The following is a 19,788-nucleotide window of genomic DNA, read 5'->3' as shown; positions in this document are numbered from 1 at the left end:
CGTCCGCACTCGGCACGTGACACCGCATCCGGTGCTCGCGCGATCACCCCTGCCCGAAAGAGGTTCACGATGACCACCGACCTTCTTCCCGATCCGGCGGCGCAGTCGCCGGTCCGCACCGTCACCGAGTCTCCGCGTCGCTGGGCCGTGGGTTCCGCCGCAGCGGTCGGGGTGGTCGCCGGCGCGATACTGACCGACCGGCCGTCGGTGGCCTACCTCGCCGTCGGCGTCGCTGCCGTCCTCGCCGCTCGACTGCCGGACCGGTCGCGCTGGTCCGTGGCATGGATCGGCGCCGCGTTCACGCTGCTGGTGGTCCCGTTCGTCCGCGATTCGGGATGGCTCGCAGCGTCGTCCGTCGGACTGGCCGTGTGGTGTGTGGCTCTGTCGACCACGAGATCGACGACGTTCACCGCCACGGTGCTCGCGCCGATCGTGCCCGTCGTGGTGCAGGGAGCCGTGCTCCGCTCGCTCGGAACCGGTGCCGCACAGGTGACGCTCCCGTCTCGGGGGTCCGCGGTACGCACGCTGCGCGTCGTGGTGAGCACGGCCCTGCTGGTCACCGTGTTCACGCTGCTGTTCGCGGGTGCCGACGATCGCTTCGCCTCGCTCGTCGACGCGGTGATCCCGACCGTGTCCGTCGACGTCGACCCGCTGGGGCCGGTCGTGGCTCTGTGCGTCGCGCTGTGGATTCTGGGTGTCGCCCACGCGAAGCGTCACGCGATGGCACTCGATGCGCTCGCTCCCGGCGCCGGTCGACGACGACCGGTATGGGAGTGGGCGGTGCCGGTCTGCGCGCTCGTCGTCGTGTTCGCTGCGTTCGTGGTGGTGCAGGCAGCCACGTTGTTCGGCGGACACGACCACGTGATGACGACGGACGACCTGACCTTCGCGGACCACGCCCGATCGGGATTCTGGCAGCTGATCACGGTGACAGTCGGCGTGCTCGTCGTGGTCGCCGTGCAGGTACGCAAGGTCGACGCCGAGGTGCGGCGCGACCGGGTGCTCGCGCGCATCGCCTTCGGGTCGCTGTGTGTGCTGACGCTGGTGGTCGTCTGGTCGGCGGTGTACCGAATGTCGTTGTACGAGCAGCAGTTCGGTCTCACTCGGCTGCGAGTCGGGGTCATGGCCGTCGAGGTGTGGTTGGGCGTCGTCGTGCTCGCCGTCATCGTCGCCGGTGCGCGCTGGTCCGCGCGCCTACTGCCCGCGGTGATCGTCGGCACGGCGGCGCTGGGCGTGCTGGTGATGGCGGTGGTGAACGTCGATGCGCTGGTCGCGGAGCGGGCAGTCGAGCGCTACGAGCGGACCGGACTGATCGACGTCGACTATCTCGGCACGCTGTCGGCGGACGCGGTGCCCGCCGTGTCGACCCTGCCGCCCACGCTGCGCGACTGCATCGTCGACGAGCCCGGGAGCGACCCGTGGTGGAACGCGAACCTCGCACGCCGTGAGGCCGCCGTCATCGCGGCGAGCGACCCTCTCGCAGAGTGCGCTCTGCCAGCTCGCGAAGCGGGCCGGTGAGTGCCGAATCGCCGGTCTCGCACGAGTGCTCGCCGATCTCGAGTCGCCACCGGAAGGTGTCGCGGGCGAGGGACGACGACTCGGGCAGGCCGTTCAACAGGGGGAGCGCGCGGGTGACCAGCTGCTCCCACTCGGGTGCCGTGTCGCCGAGGGCCGTGGTGTCGACGCTGCCGCGGCGGGTCGTCCCGGCCACGCCGCCGCTGCGTACCACCACGATGACCATGTCACGTCCTCTTGCTCGCCTCGTCCGCCGCATCGGACGCGGATCCCGTCCCGGCCGGCTCGAGGCCCACGGTAGTCCACCCGCCGACCACGGCGCGGTGAACGTCGGACCCGGTTCCGTAGCGCGCCGATGCCGCCGCGACCGTCGCGGCGGAGAAGGCGGCGAAATCGGCGGTCGGCGTCAGGCTGCCGGACGTGAGGGCGTCGAACCAGACCTGTCCGAGACGATCCCAGGCCGGCCCGCCGAGCGCGACGGCGGCCTCGGCGAACGCGCGGTTGGGGATGCCGGAGTTGATGTGCACCCCGCCGTTGTCCTCGGTGGTCTCGACGTATCCCGCCATGTCCGCGGGCTGGGGGTCCTTACCGAGGACGTCGTCGTCGTACGCGGTACCGGGTGCCAGCATCGAGCGGAGTGCGCTGCCCTGCACGTCGGGGAGGAAGAGCCCCTCGCCGACGAGCCAGGACGCGTCCTCGGCGTTCTGCCCACGCGAGCGCTGTTCTGCGAGGACGCCGAACACGTCGGACACCGACTCGTTGAGGGCGCCGGACTGTCCGGCGTACTCGAGCTGTGAGGTGTACTGCGTGAAACCGTGAGCCAACTCGTGCGCGATGACGGACAGCGACACGGTGAAGCGGGTGAACACCTCGCCGTCACCGTCGCCGAACACCATGCGGGTGCCGTCCCAGAACGCGTTGTCGTACTGCTCGCCGTAGTGCACCGTGGCGTCGAGCGGCAGCCCCTGCCCGTCGAGGCTGGACCATCCGTAGACCTCGGCGAACAGGGCGTGGGTGACGCCGAGGCCGTCGTAGCTCTCGTCCGCCGCCGGATCGCCGACAGGTTCGCCGCCCTCGGTACGCACGACGTCGCCGGGCAGAGTCTGCGTGTTCCTCGCGTCGGCGATGGTGCGCTGCAGCCGATCCGCGACGGCGCCGCGGGGAGCGGTGGGCGACACGGTGGACCGCGTCGAGTCGCGTCGGCGCCGCATCTCGTCGTCGAGTTCCAGCGTGCGGCTCGCGACGGACGGGGCGGTGTCCAGGCGGGCACTGCGTTCCGCGGGGGCCGACGCGAGGCGCTGCAGAAGGTAGGGAGGAACGACGCCCTGGCAGCAGGGCGTGGTGCGCGAGAGGTCGGGGGTGGCCACGATGAGATCCTTCCGAAGGGGAACGATCGCCACGCTAACCCCGATCACCGACAGCCCGCGCACCTCGCGGAGCTCGTGCGGTCAGGGGCAGGCGACCTTCGCCTGGTCGTAGATGCGACCGGCCTCGTCGACACCGGGCTCGTTGCCGTTGTTGGTGGCCTGTGACCGGATGTCGGTGACCACGGCGTCCTTCTCCTTGCCGTCGGTGATCTGCTGGCAGATGCTGCCGAGCAGCGATTCGATGTCCTCGTCGGACTTTCCGTCGGAGAGCGCGGAGAACTGCGCCTTGTAGGCGGCGACGAAGGTCGCGCGCTTGGCGTCGTCGAACACGTTGCCGGCATCGTCGGCCAGGCTGCCGGCGCTCGACTGGATGCCGGGTGCGGCCGACTGTGCAGAGCTGAGTGCGCCCTGAGCTGCGTCGCCCACCGATTCCGCGGCGTTGTTCGCGGTGTCCTGTGCGGACTGCTGATCCTCGGAGCTGCATCCACCCAGGACCAGGGCGAGGGTGGCAGCAGCGGCGAGCGTGGCGGGAAGGAGTCTCATCGGACGAACTTTACCGGGCGTACCGTCGCATTCCACCGCGAAAGAGGCCTGTGAATGACCATGATCGTCGATGGCCATCATGCAGCGGGGTGCGCGTGCGCGGCGGGTGCGGACGCCGATCGTGCGCAGTGCCGACGGGACGTCGTCCGTGGAGTCGTTCGTCATCGCCGCGGTCGCGACCATCCTGCTCACCCGCGCCTACCTCGAACTCACCGACTATCCGCAGGTGGGCGGTGGAAGCCTGCACATCGCCCACGCACTGTGGGGCGGTGCGCTGATGATGACGGCGCTCGTCGTCGGATGGCTGTTCCTCGGCTTCGGAGCGCGCTCGTCGGCCGTGCTGCTGGGCGGCGTCGGCTTCGGTCTGTTCCTGGACGAGGTCGGGAAGTTCGTGACGAGGGACAACGACTACTTCTACGGCCCGTCCGCCGAGATCATGTACGTGACGGTGGTTCTGGTCCTGGTGCTCGGACGAACCGTCCGCGACGTCCGCGAACCGACGCCACGGGAATGCCTCGCGAACGCTGCCGCCATCGCGTCGGAAGGACTCGTCGGTGGGGTACCGGGATCGCGCCGGGAGCTGGCCCGCGAACTGCTCGACCGAGCGCGGACGACGGGAGCCGATCCTGAGCTCGTCGCGAGCATCGACACCCTGCTGAGTCGGTGCGTTCCGGCACCGTCCCGGCCGACGAGTCGGCGGGCGTGGTTCTCGCGCGCCGTCCCGTCGTTCGTGACCAGTACGCGCTGGGCGATCGCGTTGTCCTGGCTCATGGTGGTCACCGCGTCCGCGACGGTCGTGGCGGGCATCGCGCAACTGGCCACGGGCGGTCTGGTCATCGAGCGCGACGACCTCGATGTCACCCTCGACCGGATGACCATCTCGGGCGGCATCCTGTGGGTGACGGCGTGCGTCACGGTCGCCCTCGGGCTCCCGTCGCTGATCGCACGGCGGCGCAACGCGTCCCTCTGGCCTCTGCACCGACTCCGGTCGGCGGCCCTGATCTACGCGTTGCTCGGTGCGCTCGTCGACTTCGCCGAGACGGGCTTCGCCGCCCTGACCAACCTCGCGATCGGACTGTTGACGCTCGCCGCGATCTCGCACCGGATCACGGCGGAGACAGCGCGAGGGTCCGCTGCGACGCGAAGTGCCGCGGTGCGCCTGTGAGCGGGTCGGTGAACTCGATGCTCCGCGCCAGCAGTCGCAGTGGATCCCGGTAGTCGTCGACGGCGACCTCGCGCGGCACGGGATACAGCGAGTCGCCGACTATGGGCAGGCCGAGAGAGGCCATGTGCACGCGTAGTTGATGGGTCTTGCCCGTGCGCGGATGCAGGCGGTAGAGCGCCAGGTCGCCCACCGTGCGCACCTTCTCGATCACGGTCTCGCTGTTCGGCTCACCCGGCACCTCGGTCGCCTGCAGTGATCCACGGTCCTTGACGATGCGGCTGATCACGGTGTGCGGGAACGAGATCGGCGAGTCGGGGGCCACCGCTTCGTAGACCTTGACCATGCTGCGCTCCCGGAACATCTCCTGATATGCGCGGCGGACGTCCTGTCGTGCGGTGAAGACGAGCACGCCCGCGGTGAGGCGATCGAGGCGGTGCGCCGGGGACAGTGCGTCGTTTCCCAGTTCGCGTCGCAGCCGGGTCAGGGCGGTCTGCACGACGAAGCGCCCCCGTGGTGTCGTAGCCAGGAAGTGCGGCTTGTCCACCACCACGATCGCATCGTCTCGGTGCAGGATCGGGGCGGTGAACGGCACCTCGGGTTCCACGGGCGGATCCCGGTACAGGTAGACGTCGGCGCGGGGGACCAGGGGAGTGTCGACCAGCACGGGCCGTCCTGCGGCATCGACGACCTCGCCGTCCGTCACCTTCCCGCGCAGGGCCTCCGCATCGCGCGGAAAGCGTGCGACGAGGTACTCGACTATGGTCCTGTGCTCTGCCGGCGCGTCCGGCATGCGGATCCGCGTCGGATTGAGACCGTCTCGGATCGGCAGCGGTGCGGGCACCGGATCGAGCGTAGTGCGCCGGTACCCTCGAACGCGGTCGGCCGCGGCGAGCGGCCGAGAGAAGTCTCAGGGGGGAAGCGCATGGCACAGAAGTCTGCACACAAGTGGGTCGAGACCGACGTACCGGATCAGTCCGGCCGGACCTTCGTGGTCACAGGAGCCAACAGCGGGCTCGGCGCCGAGGCCGCGAAGGCACTCGGTCGCGCGGGCGCGACGGTGGTGCTGGCCTGCCGGACCGTGGAGAAGGCGAAGCCGATCGCGGACGAGATCGGTGAGCGCGCCGAGGTGCGTCGACTCGACCTCGCGGATCTGAGCTCGGTGCGGGAATTCGCCGACGACACGCCCACCGTGGACGTACTGATCAACAACGCCGGCGTCATGGCACTGCCGCTGAAGCGGACCGCCGACGGTTTCGAGATGCAGTTCGGCACGAACCATCTCGGGCATTTCGCGCTGACCGGCCTCCTGCTGGACAGGATCACCGACCGCGTGGTCACCATGTCGAGTTTCATGCACCAGGTACCGGGACTGAAGCTGTCGGACCTCAACTACGAGAAGCGTCGCTACAGCCGGTGGGGTGCCTACGGGCAGTCGAAGCTGTCGAACCTGCTGTTCGCGTACGAGCTGGATCGCCGACTGCGTGCGGCGGGGTCACCCGTGCTCTCGCTGGCGGCGCATCCCGGTTACTCGAGTACCGAGTTGATGGGTCGGACGGAGAGTGTGCAGGACGCGTTCATGTCACTCGGCCGGGTCTTCGCCCAGTCGGCCTACATGGGAAGCCTGCCGGAGCTCTACGCCGCGACGGCACCGGGGCTGCAGTCCGGCGGCTACTTCGGACCGGACGGGTTCCAGGAGCTGAGCGGGCACCCGAAGAAGGTCGGATCGAACAAGGCCTCGCGTGACGAGGCGAAAGCCCGTGAGCTCTGGACCAGGTCGGTCGAGCTCACGGGCGTCACCTACCCGATCTGAACGGTCAGTCGTCGCTGACGGTGATCTGCACGTCGATGTTGCCGCGGGTCGCGTTGCTGTAGGGGCAGACCTCGTGGGCCTTGTCCGCGAGGGCCTGCGCCGTGTCGTGATCGAGGTTGGGGAGGGTCACCTCGAGGACCACGGCGAGCTCGAAGCCGCCGGCGTCGTTCGGGCCGATGCTGACCTTCGCGCCGACGGAGGAGTCGGTGACGTCGGCCTTCTGCTGGCCGGCGACGAGGCGCAGAGCGGAGTGATAGCACGCGGCGTAGCCGACGGCGAAGAGCTGCTCCGGGTTGGTTCCGTTGCCGCTGCCGCCCATCTCGGTGGGGGCGGCGAGGTCGACGTCGACCTTGCCGTCGGTGGTGCGGCCGTGGCCGTTGCGTCCGTCGCCGGTGGCCAGTGCCTCTGCGGTGTACAGCGTCTTCATGGGTGAACCTCTCGTGGTGGGGATGGACGGGTCAGGCGGAGCGAAGCGACGCGGTGGTCTTGCGGACGAGCGCGATCAGCGTGGTCGCCTCGTCTTCGGTGAGGCCGGTCGCGGTGAAGATGCACTCGGGAACGTGCGCGGCCGCGGAACGCAGGGCGCGGCCCGTGTCCGTCAGCCGGATCTCGACGCGTCGTTCGTCCTCCGCTGACCGTTCGCGGGTGACGAGCGACAGTGTCTCGATGCGCTTGAGCAGGGGGGACAGTGTTCCGGAATCCAGGCCGAGTCGATCGCCCAGTTCCGAGACGCTGAGTCCGTCCCGCTCCCACAGCACGAGCATCACCAGGTACTGCGGGTAGGTGATGCCCAGGTCGTCCAGCAGGGGCCGGTAGACCGCGGTGGTGGCCCGCGACGCCGAGTACAGGGCGAAGCAGAGTTGCTTGTCCAGTGTCAGCGCGTCGTTCACAAGGCTTAACATAGCGCACAATTGAATTGTGCACAACCTTTCGCGCAGGACGAAAGTGCGTCGCAGCGATCGAGGCGGACGTCAGCGTGCGAACAGGAACATCGCGAGGGTGCGGAGAACGCCGGGGTAGGCGTCGTCACGCGGCTGCGAGGCGGCGGGCGCGGGTCGGAGCGGCGTCATGGGCACCGATGGGTACTGACCGTCGGTAACGGGTGCAGTGGTGGTTTCGGCGGAATGGTCCAGACTCATACCCCGTATTGTGCACCACCCGTCTGCGAAAAGGCTGTGAACAGCCCGTGCGGTCCGTGGCGTGTCCTAAGGGACGTCACATCCGGGCGTGCCGGGCCATCACGACGGCGTAGACGCCGTAGAGGGCGATGCCGACTCCGGCGAGGACGAGCAGGATCTGTCCGAACGGCTGCGCCCCCAGGGTCTTGACGGCTCCGTCGAGACCCGTCGCCTTGCCGGGGTCCGCGGTCAGCACGGCGGCGGCCACCAGCACACCGACACCGACGAGGGCGAGGCCCTTGGCGGTGTATCCGACCACGCCGATGACCCGGACCGGACGCCCGACGTGACCCTCGAGGTCCTTCTCGAACTTCGTGGAGATCCCCTTGTGGACGTGATAGGCGCCGACGCCGATGATGACGGCCGCGGCCACGACGAGAACGACCTTGCCGATCGTCGACTCCATGAGGCGGGCGGTGAGCCCGGCGTTCTGCTGACCCGTCGACTGCCCGGCACCGCGAGCGAAGTTCAGCGCGGACCAGGCGAATGCGAGGTACACGACGGCGAGTGCACCGGCCTTGAGTCGATCGGTCGCACTGCCGGAATCGGCCTCGGTCTTCTTACCCACCACCGCCTCGAGAATGCGCCACGCGGCGAGGGCCAGGAAGGCGACGACGGCGATCCACAGCATGACGGCACCGCCGGGCTTGGAGGCCAGCTCGCCCAGCGCGCCGGACTGGTCGGCGTTGCCGCCCTGTCCGAAGGCGAGCCGCACCGCGATGTATCCGATCAGGAGGTGCAGCACGCCGCTCACGAGATGCCCTGCGCGGGCGGCTCTCTCGAACGCCGTGCTGTTCTGGATGCGGTCCCCGCGAGAGGTGTCGATCGCCATCGGACCATGGTCCCACGTTGAGGGAGAAGAATGTCCGCTTCCGCCGCCCGGGCTCGTCGGCACGGCCGTGCGCTACAGTGCCTGTGTGCAGCGAGCATATTTTTGGTTCAGCAGGCCGGCCCTCGGTGGTCCGGTCAGCGGAACCATGCGCTGACCCACTCCACCCGACGAGCCGGCAGGACCGGCTCGCGTGGAATGCGTGTCCCGGTCGTGACGTCTCACCCGACCGCCCCGAGGACTCATCGTGACTCTCGCACTCGACACTCTTCCCGACCTGTCGCGGACAGGTCCGCTCGTCTCGCCGCGTGCGCTGCGGGACGCGGAGCCCGCATCCGCCGACGCGGCTCTCCGCGTCGCCGACAGCCGTGACGCCCTGCGCGCCATCCTGACCGGAGCCGACGACCGCGTGGCCGTCGTGGTGGGCCCGTGCTCCGTGCACGACCCGATCGCGGCACTGGACTACGCCCGCCGGCTGGCCGTCCTGGCCGACGAGGTGGGGGATCGACTCCAGGTGATCATGCGGGTCTACTTCGAGAAGCCGCGGACGTCGGTGGGCTGGAAGGGTCTGCTCAGCGACCCCGGCCTCGACGGCTCGGACGATCTCGACGCCGGGCTCCGGGCGGCGCGGCGCATTCTGGCCGCCATCGTCGACGGCGGCCTGCCCACGGCGACGGAGTTCCTCGATCCTGCTCTGTCCGGCCATCTCTCGGACCTGGTGACGTACGGGGCGATCGGTGCCCGCACCGCGTCGTCGCAGGTTCACCGCCAGATGGTCAGCGGTCTGCCGATGCCGGTGGGCATCAAGAACGGAACGGACGGCGACGTGCAGGTGGCCGTCGACGGGGTGCGCTCGGCGAGGTCGCCGCACGTGTACGCCGGGGTCGACGACGACGGCCGACTGGCCGCCGTGCGCACGACGGGCAACGAGGACGCCCACGTCATCCTCCGGGGTGGGTCCTCCGGCCCGAACTACGACGCGGCTTCGGTGACCGACGCGGGGGAGCGGCTCCGGCGCTCGGGCGCGGACCCGCGGGTGGTGGTGGACGTCAGCCACGGCAACAGTGCCAAGAACCACCGACGCCAGCTCGACGTGCTGGGCGACCTCGCCGACCGGATCGCCGGCGGCGACCGCGGCGTCGTGGGGGTGATGGTGGAGAGCTTCCTCGTCGAGGGCCGTCAGGACCTCGGCACGCCGGGGGAGCCGCTCACCTACGGCCAGTCGATCACCGATGCCTGCCTCGGGTGGGCGGACACCGAACGCGCCGTGCGGGCGCTGGCCGACGCCGTCAGCGCACGCCGTGCGGTCGGAACTGGACGCTGATCCGGGGCCCCGTGGCGCGTGTGCTCTTGGGCACGCAGTGCTCCCAGGTCCGCTGGCAGGACCCGCCCATGACGATCAGATCACCGTGTCCCAGAGTGTGTCTCACCGACGGACCGCCGCCGCGCGGTCGCAGCAACAGCGGCCGTGCGGCGCCGAGGGACACGATGGCGACCATGGTGTCCTCGCGCGCTCCGCGTCCGAGGTCGTCGCCGTGCCAGGCGACGCTGTCCTTGCCGTCGCGGTAGAAGCAGAGTCCGGCCGTGGCGAAGTCCTCGCCCAGTTCGGCCCGGTAGTGCTCGCTCAGCTGTCGACCGGCATCGACCAGGACGGGGGCGGGCAGCCGCTCGGGATCGGGGAAGAAGGAGACCAGGCGCGGGACGTCGACGACGCGGTCGTACATCGGTCGGCGTTCCGACCGCCACGGAACCTCCTCCACCAGCCGGTCGAAGACGGAGTCCGAGCCGCTCACCCAGTTCGGCAGCACGTCGATCCACGCGCCGTCGGTCAACACCGTCCGGCGGACGGACGTGAGGGAGCCGAGCGACGGTCCGTCCGCGCCGTCGTCGAACAGGGACGCCTGGAGTGCGTAGGTCACGGGGCCATCGTAGCGCGGTCGTTCGAACGTATGTTCCTACGCGGCCGTCGTCAGCGAACGCGGGCCAGCTCCGCTGCGCGCAGACCGACGTACAGTTCGGCGGCGTCCACCGGGTTCGTGTGATCACGGCCCGTGAGGTCGTGGATACGGCGGAGCCGGTAGAGCACAGTGTTGCGGTGGTAGTGCAAGCGGTCGGCCGCCGCGGTGGTGGAACCGGCGGCCGCGAACCACGCGTCGAGCGTCTCGAGCAGGCTGTCCCGGTCCGCGAGGCGGTGCGGGCCCTCGGCCACGGCGAGCGGACCCAGGATCTGCCGGGCGGCCCGCGCGGCGGCGTCGGGAGTCGAGACCAGCAGCAGCGGAACCGGACACGCGTCGTAGCGACTGATGCGCGCGCTCCCCGGCGGTGCGCAGCGACGAGCCGTCCGGGCCTGCGCCACCGCCGTCGGGGTGGACAGCGACCGCTCGTAGTACGTGCCGACACCCAGTCGGGTGCCGTAGAGCCGGCCCAGGGTGTCCACCGCGTCGTCGAGCACCGCCGGCGCGGAGGCGACCAGCAGTCCCAGGTGACCGTCCGCATCGGTGTCCCACACCGACTCGACACCGAGCGGCAGGATGCTCTCGCGCGCGCTGCCCGGAGTGGCACCCCGGTCGACGGTGGTCTCGGCGGACACGACGGCGAAGTGGCCCGCGTCCGGGATGCGGAAGGCCCGCAGGGCGTCCTGCACGGCAGCGGGGTCCGAGGCGGTCTCGTCGAAGAGAGCGCGCAGCACCATGCGGCGCGCATCGGCGTCGTCGAGGGCGAGCCGGTCCGCGGCGTCGCGATACGCCTCCGCGGCCGCGTCGGAATAGGTGTCCACCAGTGCCCACACCTCGGTGGCCATCGCGAGCAGCACCTCCGGAGCCCGGCCCGCGGCCGCCGCGGTGAGCTCGGCCCAGATCAGACGACCACCGAGGCGGAACGCGTGCAGCAACGCCGCCAGCGGCACCGCGTTCTCGGCCTTGATCCGGCCGGCCGCGCGTGCGGGTTCCAGGTCGCCGCTCGCGCCCGTGGTCAGAGCGTCGAGCATGGACCGAAGATTGCCGGTGCACACCGTGGCGAGCTCCTCCCGCGTGAGCGACGTGGCCTCGAGGTACGACTGTTCGGCGACCAGGATGTCGAGGACGAGACGCTCGCTGAGCTCGCCGACGTGCTCTCCCAGCAGCGCGGCGAGACCCTGCGAGGTGAGCGGTTCCGGTGCGGAGCGGCGGACGGCCACGGGAGTCGACATCACTCCACCGTACGGCTGTCCGGTGACGGACACCACAGGGCGGCTGTGCTTCGGCACAAACCGGGCGCGTGAGCTGCCGACGTCCGCCTATGGCCACCCGATGTAGTACAGGTCACAATCAACGGTATGACCACAGGCGAACTCACCCCGAGTACCACCGGCGCATCCGCCTTTCCCGAGGTCGACGCGGCTCTCCGCGACCTCGAACAGGGCGAGGCCGCATGGGCACGTGCCTCGCTCGGCGACCGCGCGGACCTTCTCGACCGGGTCGCGGCCCTCACGGCGTCGAAGGCGCAGGAGTGGGTCGACGCGGCCGCTCGATTCAAGAAGCTGCCCGCGGCCTCCGCACTCCTCGGCGAGGAATGGCTCTCCGGGCCGTACTCCGTCGTCACCGCGTGCCACGTGCTCGCGCAGAGTCTGCGGCAGCTCGCCGTGGGGAAGAGCCCGCTCGCGGACGCCCGGATCGGCTCGGGTCCGGGCGGGCGCACCACCGTGCAGGTGCTGCCGTCGAACATCTTCGACACGCTGCTGCTCAACGGGTTCTCCGCCGAGGTGTGGCTCGAACCGGGTGTCGACGCGGACACCGCGCGCCGTGACGCCGGACTCGCGCAACGGAACCCGACCGAGACAGGGGGCATCGGTGCGGTGCTCGGCGCCGGCAACATCACGTCCATCGCCCCGCTCGACACGCTCTACGAACTGGTCGCGCACAACCGCGTCGTCGCGCTGAAGCTCAACCCGGTGACGGATCCGATGGAACCGGTGCTCCGCGCCGTCTTCGCTCCCTTGGTCGAGCTGGGCGCGGTGCGCATCCTCACCGGTGGCCCGGACGTCGGCTCGTACCTCGTGCACCACGACGCCGTGGCGCACGTGCACATGACGGGCAGCTCGATCACGCACGACGCCATCGTCTTCGGCACCGGCGAGGAGGGTGCCGAGCGCAGGAAGGCCAACACCCCGTTGCTCGACGTGCCCATCTCGAGCGAACTCGGCGGCGTCTCGCCGGTCATCGTGATCCCGGGCGAGTGGTCCGACGCGGACATCCGGTTCCAGGCCGAGCACGTGGTGACCCAGCGGCTGCACAACGGCGGCTACAACTGCGTCGCCGCGCAGGTCGTGGTGATCTCCTCCGAGTGGCCGCAGCGCGACGCGTTCCTGGCGGCACTGCGCACGGCACTCCACGAGGCGCCGGACCGCGAGCCGTACTACCCCGGCAGCGCCACCCGCGTCGCCGGTGCCCGAGCGGACTACCCGGGCGCGGAGTCGCTCGGCCCGTCCGGCGGCCGCACCCTCGTGAGCGACCTCGATCCGGACAGCTACCGCGCTCTGCTCACCACCGAGTACTTCGCACCGGTGCTCGGTGTCATCGAGATCCCCTACACCGGGCAACGTTTCGTGGACGAGGCCGTCCGCATGTCGAACGAGGAGTTCGTCGGCACGCTCGGCGTCAACGTGATCGCGCATCCCGACACGCTGTCGTCGCTCGGCACCGCCGTCGACGAGATGCTCGAGGACCTGCGCTACGGCACCATCGCGCTCAACGCGTGGACCGGCGTCGGCTTCCTCACGGCGGCGGCGACCTGGGGTGCGTTCCCGGGCCACACGCTCGACGACGTCCAGAGCGGAATCGGCGTCGTGCACAACGCACTGCTGATCGACCGACCCGAGCGCACCATCGTCCGCGGGCCCTTCCGACCCGCGCCGCGCTCGATCCTGAAGGGCGAGTTCACCCTGTCGCCGAAGCCGCCGTGGTTCGTCACCAACCGCACCGCGGCCACCACCGCGAAGCGGTTCACCGCGTTCGCCGCGGCTCCGTCCTGGAAAGCCCTGCCCGCCATCTTCGCGTCCGCTCTGAGAGGTTGACATGACCGAGACTTCCACCGACTACGTCGTCGTCGGCGCAGGATCCGCAGGATGCGTCGTCGCGAATCGGCTCAGTGCCGCGTCGAACACCGACGTCGTCGTCCTCGAGGCGGGCCCGGAGGACAAGGACAAGTTCGTCCACATTCCCGCCGGGTTCTCGAAGCTCTTCCGTTCGGAACTGGACTGGGACTACGACACCGAGCCGCAGGCCGAACTCGCCGGCCGACGGATCTTCTGGCCCCGTGGGCGCATGCTCGGCGGCTCCTCGTCGATGAACGCCATGATGTGGGTGCGCGGGTTCGCAGCCGACTACGACGACTGGGCGGAGGCAGCGGGACCCGGGTGGTCGTTCGACAGCGTGGTGGACACCTTCCGCCGTATCGAGAACATCGAGGGTGCCACCGAGTCCGACGAGGGCAGCGGCGGACCGCTGCACGTGTCGAAGCAGCGCAGTCCCCGGTCGATCACCGGCGCGTACCTCGATTCGGCCGCGGCACTGGGCTTGTCGACGGAGCGCGCCAATCTCCCCACGCCCAAGGGCATGACCGAGACGATGGTCAACCAGAAGCGCGGCGCCCGGTGGAGCTGCGCCGACGCGTACCTGCGGCCGGCCATGTCACGGCCCAACCTCACCGTGGTGACGGAGGCGCAGGCCACGCGCGTGCTCTTCGAGGGAACCCGCGCGGTGGGTGTCGAGTACTCGAAGGACGGTGCGCTGCACACGGTTCGGGCCTCGAAGGAGGTCATCCTGTCCGGCGGTGCCATCAACACCCCGCAGTTGTTGATGCTGTCGGGGATCGGTGCGCCGGAACATCTCGCCGAGCACGGCATCGACGTGGTGCACGCCGCCCCCGAGGTGGGCGAGAACCTCATGGACCACCTGGTGTCCGCCCTCGGATACGGGGTGCAGTCCGACACGCTGTTCACCGCGGAGAAGATCCCGGAGCTGATCAACTACCTCGCGCGTCGACGCGGCATGCTGACCTCCAACGTCGCGGAGGCGTACGGCTTCGTCCGCAGCCGAGACTCGCTCGACCTCCCGGACATCGAACTGCTCTTCGCGCCGGCGCCCTTCTTCGACGAGGGTCTCATCCCGGCGGACTCGCATGCGGCCATCCTGGCCTCGATCCTGCTCAAGCCGGAGAGCCGCGGACGCATCTCGTTGCGGTCGTCCGCACCGTTGGACAAGGCGATCGTGGATCCGCGCTACCTGTCCGACCCGGGCGGTGTGGACCGCACGGCGATGCTCAGCGGGCTGCGCTACTGCGCCGACATCGCGCAGACGGAGCCGCTGAAATCGCGACTGGGGGAGATGGTGCGCCCGGTACTGCGCAACAGCGAGGCACTCGACGAAGCGCTGAGCGAGTCGCTGGAGACCATGTCTCACACCCTCTATCACCCGGTGGGCACCGCCCGGATGGGCTCGGACGCGGCATCGGTGGTGGATCCGGAGCTGCGGGTGCGCGGGGTGGAGGGGCTGCGCGTGGCCGACGCGTCCGTGATGCCGACGATCATCCGCGGCCACACCCACGCACCGTCGGTGCTCATCGGGGAGAAGCTGTCGGAGTTCGTGCTCGCCTCACGCGTGTGAGCGGTACGACCCCGGCGTCATCCCGGTCCACCGTTTGAAGGCGCGGCGGAAGGCGCTGGGTTCGGAGAAGCCGAGACGCGACGAGATCTCCTCGGCCGTCTCGCCTCGTTCGAGCCCGGCGACCGCCGCGTCGCGCAGCACCTCGTCGCGCAGCTGACCCAGTGACGTGCCCTCCTGGCGCAGCAACCGGCGCAGGTGCGGCACGCTGATGGACAACATCGTCGCGATGTCGGTGGTGGTCGAGGCGCGGCCCATCGCGCCCAGTGCGAGGGCGCGCCGCACCACACTCGCCGCGCTGGAGCCGTAGTCCCGCTCCGAGAACAGGCGATTGGGCGACTCGCGGAGGTACTCCTCGAGGCTCTCCTCCGTCTGCACGAGCGGTGACGCCATGATCGCGTCGTCGAATTCCAGTGCCGCGACGTCGGATCCGAACGTCACGTGCACCCCGAAGATGTCGTCGTACACCCGCGGCGACGGATGCTGCGGTTCGGGGAAGGGCACCTGGACGGACAGCAGTTTCACGCGCCGCCCGATGAGCCACGCAGAGAAGCGGTGCCAGAGGATGAGCAGGAACTCGATGCGGATGCGCTGCGCCGCCTCGGCCGCCTCCGGGGAGAGCTGATCGGCGATCATCGTCGGGGAGTCGACGAGTTCGAGCCGGGCGCGTCCCCCGCCGCGCATCAGCACACCGCGCGGGACGCCGGGAAAGGCGCGACCGACGTCCACCATCCGCTCGAGCGCGCTCCCCAGATCGGGGCGGTGGATCATCGTCAGACTGAGTGCCCGAAAGGTGCCGCGGCGCACCGGAGCCGATCCGAGACCCATCAGCTCGTCGCCCGTCATCTGCCACAGCGCGCGAGTGAGGCGCGTGACCTGGTCGGTGGTGAGGCGGGCGCCGGGTCGAGTGAGGACGTGCGGGTCGATGTCGGCCTCGCGCAGGCAGGCGGACAGGTCCACACCCGTCTCCCGCGCGAGGGTCACCGCCGTGCGGACGAACTCCACCGAGATGGTCGGCGGCGCCGCAGTGTCGATCGTCATGGGGTGGCGGACAATCGGGCCAATCGCGACGCCGCGTCGGCGAGCACGTGATCCTGTTTGCAGAAGGCGAAGCGCACCAGGGTGTCCCAGCCCTCGCGGTGATCGACGAACGCGTCCACCGGTACGCCGACGACGCCGATGCGTTCGGGCAACGCACGGCAGAAACTGTCGGCGTCGGACTCGCCCAGTGGAGCGATGTCGGCGCAGACGAAGTACGTGCCCTCACTGCGCTTGACGTCCAGCCCGGCATGCGACAGCGCGGCGGACAGCGTGTCCCGCTTGGCCTGCAGTCCCGATCGCAGGGCGTCCACCCAGGCGCTCTCGTGGTCGAGGGCGTGGGCCACCGCCGGCTGGAAGGGGGCGCCGCCGACGAAGGTCATGAACTGCTTGGCCGCCTTCACCGCGGCGATGAGGTCGGCGGGTCCGCAGGCCCACCCCGTCTTCCACCCGGTGGCGTTGAACGTCTTCGCCGCGCTCGACACCGTGATGGTGCGCTCGGCCATGCCGGGGAGTGTGGCGATGGGGGTGTGGACGGCGTCGTCGAACACCAGTCGCTCGTAGACCTCGTCGGTGAGGACCAGGAGGTCGTGCTCGCACGCGACCTCGGCGATCGCGGCCAGCTCCGATGCGGTGAACACGGTTCCGGTGGGATTGTGCGGGGAGTTGACGACGATCATGCGGGTACGCGGGCCGACGGCGGAGCGCAGGGCATCGACGTCGAGGGCGAACCGATCGCCGTCGACGACGAGGGGGACGGTGCGCCGCTGCGCACCCGCGAGCGCGACGGCGGCCGCGTAGGAGTCGTAGTACGGCTCGACGAGCAGCACCTCGTCACCGCTCTCGACGAGGCCGAGCATCGCGGCGCTGATCGCCTCGGTGGCCCCGACGGTGACCAAGATCTCCGAGTCCGGGTCGTACTCGGTGCCGTAGCGGCCTGCCCGGTCCCGGGCGACAGCGTCGCGTAGCACCGCCATGCCCGGCCCGGGCGGGTACTGGTTGAGGCCGGACGCGATGGCCTCGCGCGCCACCTCGAGCATGCGCGCGGGGCCGTCGGTGTCCGGGAAACCCTGACCGAGGTTGACGGCGTCGTGCGTGGCCGCCAGCGCGGTCATCTCCGCGAAGATGGTGGACGCGAAGGGGCGCAGCCGGGCGACGGTGCGGGAAGGCCGGAGGCCGGCCGGTTCGGAGTCGCGGGAGGAAGGCCGGAGGCCGGCCGGGTCGGAGTCGGAAGGCCGGAGGCCGGCCGGACTCGATGCGCGGTCGTTCGACGTCACAGCCATGAGGGGGAGCCTAGCGTTCGAGTCACGAGTCCCTCGACGCGTCAGTCCGCGCGCTTCTGCAGCAGTTCCTCGGGCAGGTCGTGGGGGTCGATGAGGAGCTGATCGTTCTCGGCCTGCCGCACGGTCTCCGACACGGACAGGTTCTTGCGCAGCAGCTTCCACTCGACCGGATCGATGGCCTCGATGGCCGTCCGCAGCACGGTCCTGTCCCGCGTACCCCAGGCGATGGGCATGGGGCTGACCATCTGCCACGTCTCCGAGATGGATTTGGCGCTCCGGTCGGACAGCACGGCCACGGCGGGGACGCGCTCGCCCTCGGTCATCGTGTGTCCCGGCAGCGCCCGCACGTTCCGGACGACGAGTGCGTAGTGCGGGACGGTGGTCTCCGGTTTGGCGATGTCGATCAGCGCGAGGATCGTGGCTCCACGCGGTCGCGTCTCCGACACCATGGCCGGCACCAACGCGCTCGAGGCGTACAGCTCGTCGATGGACCCGACCTTGCGGGGCGCCCACACGGACACCCACAGCGACATCAGGGCGGCCACGGCCAGCACCGCACACAGGATGTAGGACCACGCGTGGTCGAGGACGTACAGCCAGGCCGCGCCGCCCGCGAGGAGCACGGCGAAGACGACGGACGAGATGCGCAACCGCCGCACGTCGCCGAGGGTCTCGTTCACCGACCGGGCGTGCGCGCGGTCGACGGGGAAGTCGAAGGTGCGCACGTCAGATCGCCGGTCCCAGGAGGTCGTCGGCGTCGGTGATGCGGTACGCGTAGCCCTGCTCGGCGAGGAAGCGCTGGCGGTGAGCCGCGTACTCCGCGTCGAGGGTGTCGCGCGAGACGACCGAGTAGAAGTGCGCCTGCCCACCGTCGTGCTTGGGGCGCAGCAGTCGGCCCAGTCGCTGGGCCTCCTCCTGCCGGGATCCGAAGGTGCCCGAGACCTGCACGGCCACCGAGGCTTCGGGGAGGTCGATGGAGAAGTTGGCGACCTTGCTCACCACGAGGGTCTTGATCTCGCCGCGGCGGAACGCGTCGAAGAGCAGTTCGCGCTCCTTGTTCTTGGTCGAGCCCTGGATCACGGGAGCATCCAGGGCCGCACCCAGCTCGTCGAGCTGGTCGAGGTACGCGCCGATGACGAGCGTCGGTGAGTCCTCGTGCCGTGCCAGGATCGACTTCACCACGGCGATCTTCGTGTGCGCCGTGGAGCACAGCTTGTAACGCTCCTCCGGCTCCGCCACGGCGTACGACATGCGTTCCGCGTCGGTCAGAGTGACGCGCACCTCGATGCACTCGGCCGGCGCGATCCAGCCCTGTGCCTCGATGTCCTTCCACGGTGCGTCGTAACGCTTGGGGCCGATGAGCGAGAACACGTCGCCCTCGCGGCCGTCCTCGCGCACCAGCGTCGCGGTGAGTCCGAGTCGGCGTCGCGACTGCAGGTCGGCTGTCATGCGGAACACGGGAGCGGGGAGGAGGTGCACCTCGTCGTAGATCACCAGGCCCCAGTCGCGGGAGTCGAAGAGCTCGAGGTGCTTGTACTCACCCTTGGTGCGGCGCGTGATCACCTGGTAGGTCGCGATGGTGACCGGGCGGATCTCCTTGCGCTCGCCGGAGTACTCGCCGATCTCCTCCTCGGTCAGGGAGGTGCGGGCGATGAGCTCGCGCTTCCACTGCCGACCGGCGACGGTGTTGGTGACGAGGATCAATGTGGTCGCGCGGGCCTTGGCCATGGCCGCGGCGCCCACCATCGTCTTGCCGGCACCACAGGGGAGGACGACCACACCGGATCCACCGGCCCAGAACGAGTCGGTCGCCATCTGCTGGTAGTCGCGGAGCTCCCAGTGGCCACCGGAGAAGTCCAGATCGATGGGATGCGCCTCGCCGTCGACGTATCCGGCCAGATCCTCGGCCGGCCAGCCGACCTTGAGGAGCATCTGCTTGAGGCGCCCGCGCTCACTGGGGTGGACGAGCACGGTGTCGTCGTCGACCTGCGCGCCGAGCATCGGGGCGATCTTCTTGTGCCGCATGATCTCGGTGAGCACGGCGCGGTCGAGGCTCACCAGGGACAGCCCGTGCACGGGCGACTTGACCAGCTGGAGCCGGCCGTAGCGGGCCATCGTGTCGACGATGTCGACGAGCAGGGGCTGCGGAACCGCGTAGCGGGAGAAGGTCACGAGGGCGTCGACCACCTGCTCGGCATCGTGGCCCGCGGCGCGCGCGTTCCACAGCGCGAGCGGGGTGATGCGGTAGGTGTGGACGTGCTCGGGTGCGCGTTCCAGCTCGGCGAACGGAGCGATGGCCGCGCGGGCCTGCCCGGCGAGCTCGTGGTCGACCTCGAGCAACAGGGTCTTGTCGGACTGGACGATCAACGGTCCGTCGGTCACGGTCTCTCCTTCACGCGCCCCGCATGGACGAACCGGGGCG

Annotated in this window: 19 protein-coding genes; 6 read left to right on the top strand and 13 right to left on the bottom strand. The window is 69.9% G+C overall.

Going from position 1 to position 19,788, the window contains the following annotated elements:
- Window positions 1-69 precede the first annotated feature (69 nt).
- Window positions 70-1,518, top strand: coding sequence for a DUF4153 domain-containing protein (locus tag QE449_RS17305; RefSeq protein WP_222627820.1), 1,449 nt, complete (start codon window positions 70-72; stop codon window positions 1,516-1,518).
- Here the strand turns inward: QE449_RS17305 and QE449_RS17300 are convergent.
- From QE449_RS17300 to QE449_RS17290, 3 genes are all read right to left on the bottom strand, one after another.
- On the bottom strand, window positions 1,457-1,741 hold the full coding sequence (locus QE449_RS17300; RefSeq protein WP_285187824.1) for a protealysin inhibitor emfourin: 285 nt from the start codon (window positions 1,739-1,741) through the stop codon (window positions 1,457-1,459). The two genes, QE449_RS17305 and QE449_RS17300, sit on opposite strands and share 62 nt — an antisense overlap.
- A gap of 1 nt (window position 1,742) precedes the next feature.
- Window positions 1,743-2,882: a M4 family metallopeptidase gene (locus QE449_RS17295; protein WP_307109246.1), complete on the bottom strand. Its 1,140-nt coding sequence runs from the start codon at window positions 2,880-2,882 to the stop codon at window positions 1,743-1,745.
- Window positions 2,883-2,963: 81 nt separating this feature from the next.
- Window positions 2,964-3,425, bottom strand: a complete 462-nt coding sequence (locus tag QE449_RS17290) for a hypothetical protein (protein ID WP_307109245.1) — start codon at window positions 3,423-3,425, stop codon at window positions 2,964-2,966.
- A 70-nt stretch (window positions 3,426-3,495) separates the two neighbouring features.
- Here QE449_RS17290 and QE449_RS17285 point away from each other — a divergent pair, with 70 nt between their 5' ends.
- On the top strand, window positions 3,496-4,590 hold the full coding sequence (locus tag QE449_RS17285; RefSeq protein WP_307109244.1) for a hypothetical protein: 1,095 nt from the start codon (window positions 3,496-3,498) through the stop codon (window positions 4,588-4,590).
- Here QE449_RS17285 and QE449_RS17280 read toward each other — a convergent pair.
- Window positions 4,532-5,380 (bottom strand): pseudouridine synthase, encoded by an 849-nt coding sequence (locus QE449_RS17280; protein WP_373428395.1) that lies wholly within the window; start codon window positions 5,378-5,380, stop codon window positions 4,532-4,534. The genes QE449_RS17285 and QE449_RS17280 overlap by 59 nt on opposite strands.
- Before the next feature lie 132 nt (window positions 5,381-5,512).
- Here QE449_RS17280 and QE449_RS17275 point away from each other — a divergent pair, with 132 nt between their 5' ends.
- Window positions 5,513-6,400, top strand: coding sequence for an oxidoreductase (locus tag QE449_RS17275; protein ID WP_056446802.1), 888 nt, complete (start codon window positions 5,513-5,515; stop codon window positions 6,398-6,400).
- A gap of 4 nt (window positions 6,401-6,404) precedes the next feature.
- Here QE449_RS17275 and QE449_RS17270 read toward each other — a convergent pair whose 3' ends face one another.
- From QE449_RS17270 to QE449_RS17260, 3 genes are all read right to left on the bottom strand, one after another.
- A complete protein-coding gene (locus tag QE449_RS17270; RefSeq protein ID WP_027504250.1) occupies window positions 6,405-6,827 on the bottom strand; it encodes an organic hydroperoxide resistance protein in 423 nt (140 codons plus the stop codon).
- Window positions 6,828-6,858: 31 nt separating this feature from the next.
- Window positions 6,859-7,302, bottom strand: coding sequence for a MarR family winged helix-turn-helix transcriptional regulator (locus QE449_RS17265; RefSeq protein WP_307109242.1), 444 nt, complete (start codon window positions 7,300-7,302; stop codon window positions 6,859-6,861).
- 313 nt (window positions 7,303-7,615) lie between these two features.
- Complete coding sequence (locus QE449_RS17260; protein WP_307109241.1) at window positions 7,616-8,410, bottom strand: DUF1206 domain-containing protein; 795 nt, start codon at window positions 8,408-8,410, stop codon at window positions 7,616-7,618.
- Between the two features lie 244 nt (window positions 8,411-8,654).
- Here QE449_RS17260 and QE449_RS17255 point away from each other — a divergent pair, with 244 nt between their 5' ends.
- Window positions 8,655-9,731, top strand: coding sequence for a 3-deoxy-7-phosphoheptulonate synthase (locus tag QE449_RS17255; protein ID WP_307109240.1), 1,077 nt, complete (start codon window positions 8,655-8,657; stop codon window positions 9,729-9,731).
- Here the strand turns inward: QE449_RS17255 and QE449_RS17250 are convergent.
- Together QE449_RS17250 and QE449_RS17245 are read right to left on the bottom strand one after the other, a co-directional pair.
- The gene (locus tag QE449_RS17250; RefSeq protein WP_222627809.1) at window positions 9,697-10,326 is read right to left on the bottom strand and encodes an alpha-ketoglutarate-dependent dioxygenase AlkB; all 630 of its coding nucleotides are present in this window, start codon (window positions 10,324-10,326) and stop codon (window positions 9,697-9,699) included. The genes QE449_RS17255 and QE449_RS17250 overlap by 35 nt on opposite strands.
- Before the next feature lie 50 nt (window positions 10,327-10,376).
- On the bottom strand, window positions 10,377-11,594 hold the full coding sequence (locus QE449_RS17245) for a CdaR family transcriptional regulator (RefSeq protein WP_307109239.1): 1,218 nt from the start codon (window positions 11,592-11,594) through the stop codon (window positions 10,377-10,379).
- 126 nt (window positions 11,595-11,720) lie between these two features.
- On the opposite strand from QE449_RS17245, the gene QE449_RS17240 reads away from it, so the two are divergent.
- Window positions 11,721-13,457 (top strand): aldehyde dehydrogenase family protein, encoded by a 1,737-nt coding sequence (locus QE449_RS17240; RefSeq protein ID WP_307109238.1) that lies wholly within the window; start codon window positions 11,721-11,723, stop codon window positions 13,455-13,457.
- 1 nt (window position 13,458) lies between these two features.
- Window positions 13,459-15,048, top strand: coding sequence for a GMC family oxidoreductase (locus QE449_RS17235; RefSeq protein ID WP_307095500.1), 1,590 nt, complete (start codon window positions 13,459-13,461; stop codon window positions 15,046-15,048).
- Here QE449_RS17235 and QE449_RS17230 read toward each other — a convergent pair.
- The 4 genes from QE449_RS17230 to QE449_RS17215 are packed head-to-tail and all read right to left on the bottom strand — an operon-like array spanning window position 15,037 to window position 19,748.
- Window positions 15,037-16,086: an AraC family transcriptional regulator gene (locus QE449_RS17230; protein ID WP_056446817.1), complete on the bottom strand. Its 1,050-nt coding sequence runs from the start codon at window positions 16,084-16,086 to the stop codon at window positions 15,037-15,039. The genes QE449_RS17235 and QE449_RS17230 overlap by 12 nt on opposite strands.
- Window positions 16,083-17,366 (bottom strand): pyridoxal phosphate-dependent aminotransferase, encoded by a 1,284-nt coding sequence (locus QE449_RS17225; protein WP_307109237.1) that lies wholly within the window; start codon window positions 17,364-17,366, stop codon window positions 16,083-16,085. The genes QE449_RS17230 and QE449_RS17225 overlap by 4 nt, the downstream gene beginning before the upstream one ends.
- Before the next feature lie 41 nt (window positions 17,367-17,407).
- Window positions 17,408-18,091, bottom strand: a complete 684-nt coding sequence (locus tag QE449_RS17220) for a DUF3239 domain-containing protein (protein ID WP_222627800.1) — start codon at window positions 18,089-18,091, stop codon at window positions 17,408-17,410.
- A 1-nt stretch (window position 18,092) separates the two neighbouring features.
- Complete coding sequence (locus QE449_RS17215) at window positions 18,093-19,748, bottom strand: DNA repair helicase XPB (RefSeq protein WP_027504240.1); 1,656 nt, start codon at window positions 19,746-19,748, stop codon at window positions 18,093-18,095.
- Between the last annotated feature and the right edge of the window lie 40 nt (window positions 19,749-19,788).

Source organism: Rhodococcus sp. SORGH_AS_0303, assembly GCF_030819335.1.
Lineage (GTDB): Bacteria > Actinomycetota > Actinomycetes > Mycobacteriales > Mycobacteriaceae > Rhodococcoides.
Note: the sequence above shows the minus strand (reverse complement) of the source record. Positions and strands in the feature narration are given on the sequence as shown.

Bases quoted from the DNA above. Each gene is read 5' to 3' on its own strand.
- QE449_RS17305 (WP_222627820.1), top strand. From the start codon at position 70: ATGACCACCGACCTTCTTCCCGATCCGGCGGCGCAGTCGCCGGTCCGC.
- QE449_RS17300 (WP_285187824.1), bottom strand. From the start codon at position 1,741: ATGGTCATCGTGGTGGTACGCAGCGGCGGCGTGGCCGGGACGACCCGC.
- QE449_RS17290 (WP_307109245.1), bottom strand. From the start codon at position 3,425: ATGAGACTCCTTCCCGCCACGCTCGCCGCTGCTGCCACCCTCGCCCTG.
- QE449_RS17285 (WP_307109244.1), top strand. From the start codon at position 3,496: ATGGCCATCATGCAGCGGGGTGCGCGTGCGCGGCGGGTGCGGACGCCG.
- QE449_RS17280 (WP_373428395.1), bottom strand. From the start codon at position 5,380: ATGCCGGACGCGCCGGCAGAGCACAGGACCATAGTCGAGTACCTCGTC.
- QE449_RS17275 (WP_056446802.1), top strand. From the start codon at position 5,513: ATGGCACAGAAGTCTGCACACAAGTGGGTCGAGACCGACGTACCGGAT.
- QE449_RS17270 (WP_027504250.1), bottom strand. From the start codon at position 6,827: ATGAAGACGCTGTACACCGCAGAGGCACTGGCCACCGGCGACGGACGC.
- QE449_RS17265 (WP_307109242.1), bottom strand. From the start codon at position 7,302: ATGTTAAGCCTTGTGAACGACGCGCTGACACTGGACAAGCAACTCTGC.
- QE449_RS17260 (WP_307109241.1), bottom strand. From the start codon at position 8,410: ATGGCGATCGACACCTCTCGCGGGGACCGCATCCAGAACAGCACGGCG.
- QE449_RS17245 (WP_307109239.1), bottom strand. From the start codon at position 11,594: ATGTCGACTCCCGTGGCCGTCCGCCGCTCCGCACCGGAACCGCTCACC.
- QE449_RS17240 (WP_307109238.1), top strand. From the start codon at position 11,721: ATGACCACAGGCGAACTCACCCCGAGTACCACCGGCGCATCCGCCTTT.
- QE449_RS17235 (WP_307095500.1), top strand. From the start codon at position 13,459: ATGACCGAGACTTCCACCGACTACGTCGTCGTCGGCGCAGGATCCGCA.
- QE449_RS17230 (WP_056446817.1), bottom strand. From the start codon at position 16,086: ATGACGATCGACACTGCGGCGCCGCCGACCATCTCGGTGGAGTTCGTC.
- QE449_RS17225 (WP_307109237.1), bottom strand. From the start codon at position 17,366: ATGGCTGTGACGTCGAACGACCGCGCATCGAGTCCGGCCGGCCTCCGG.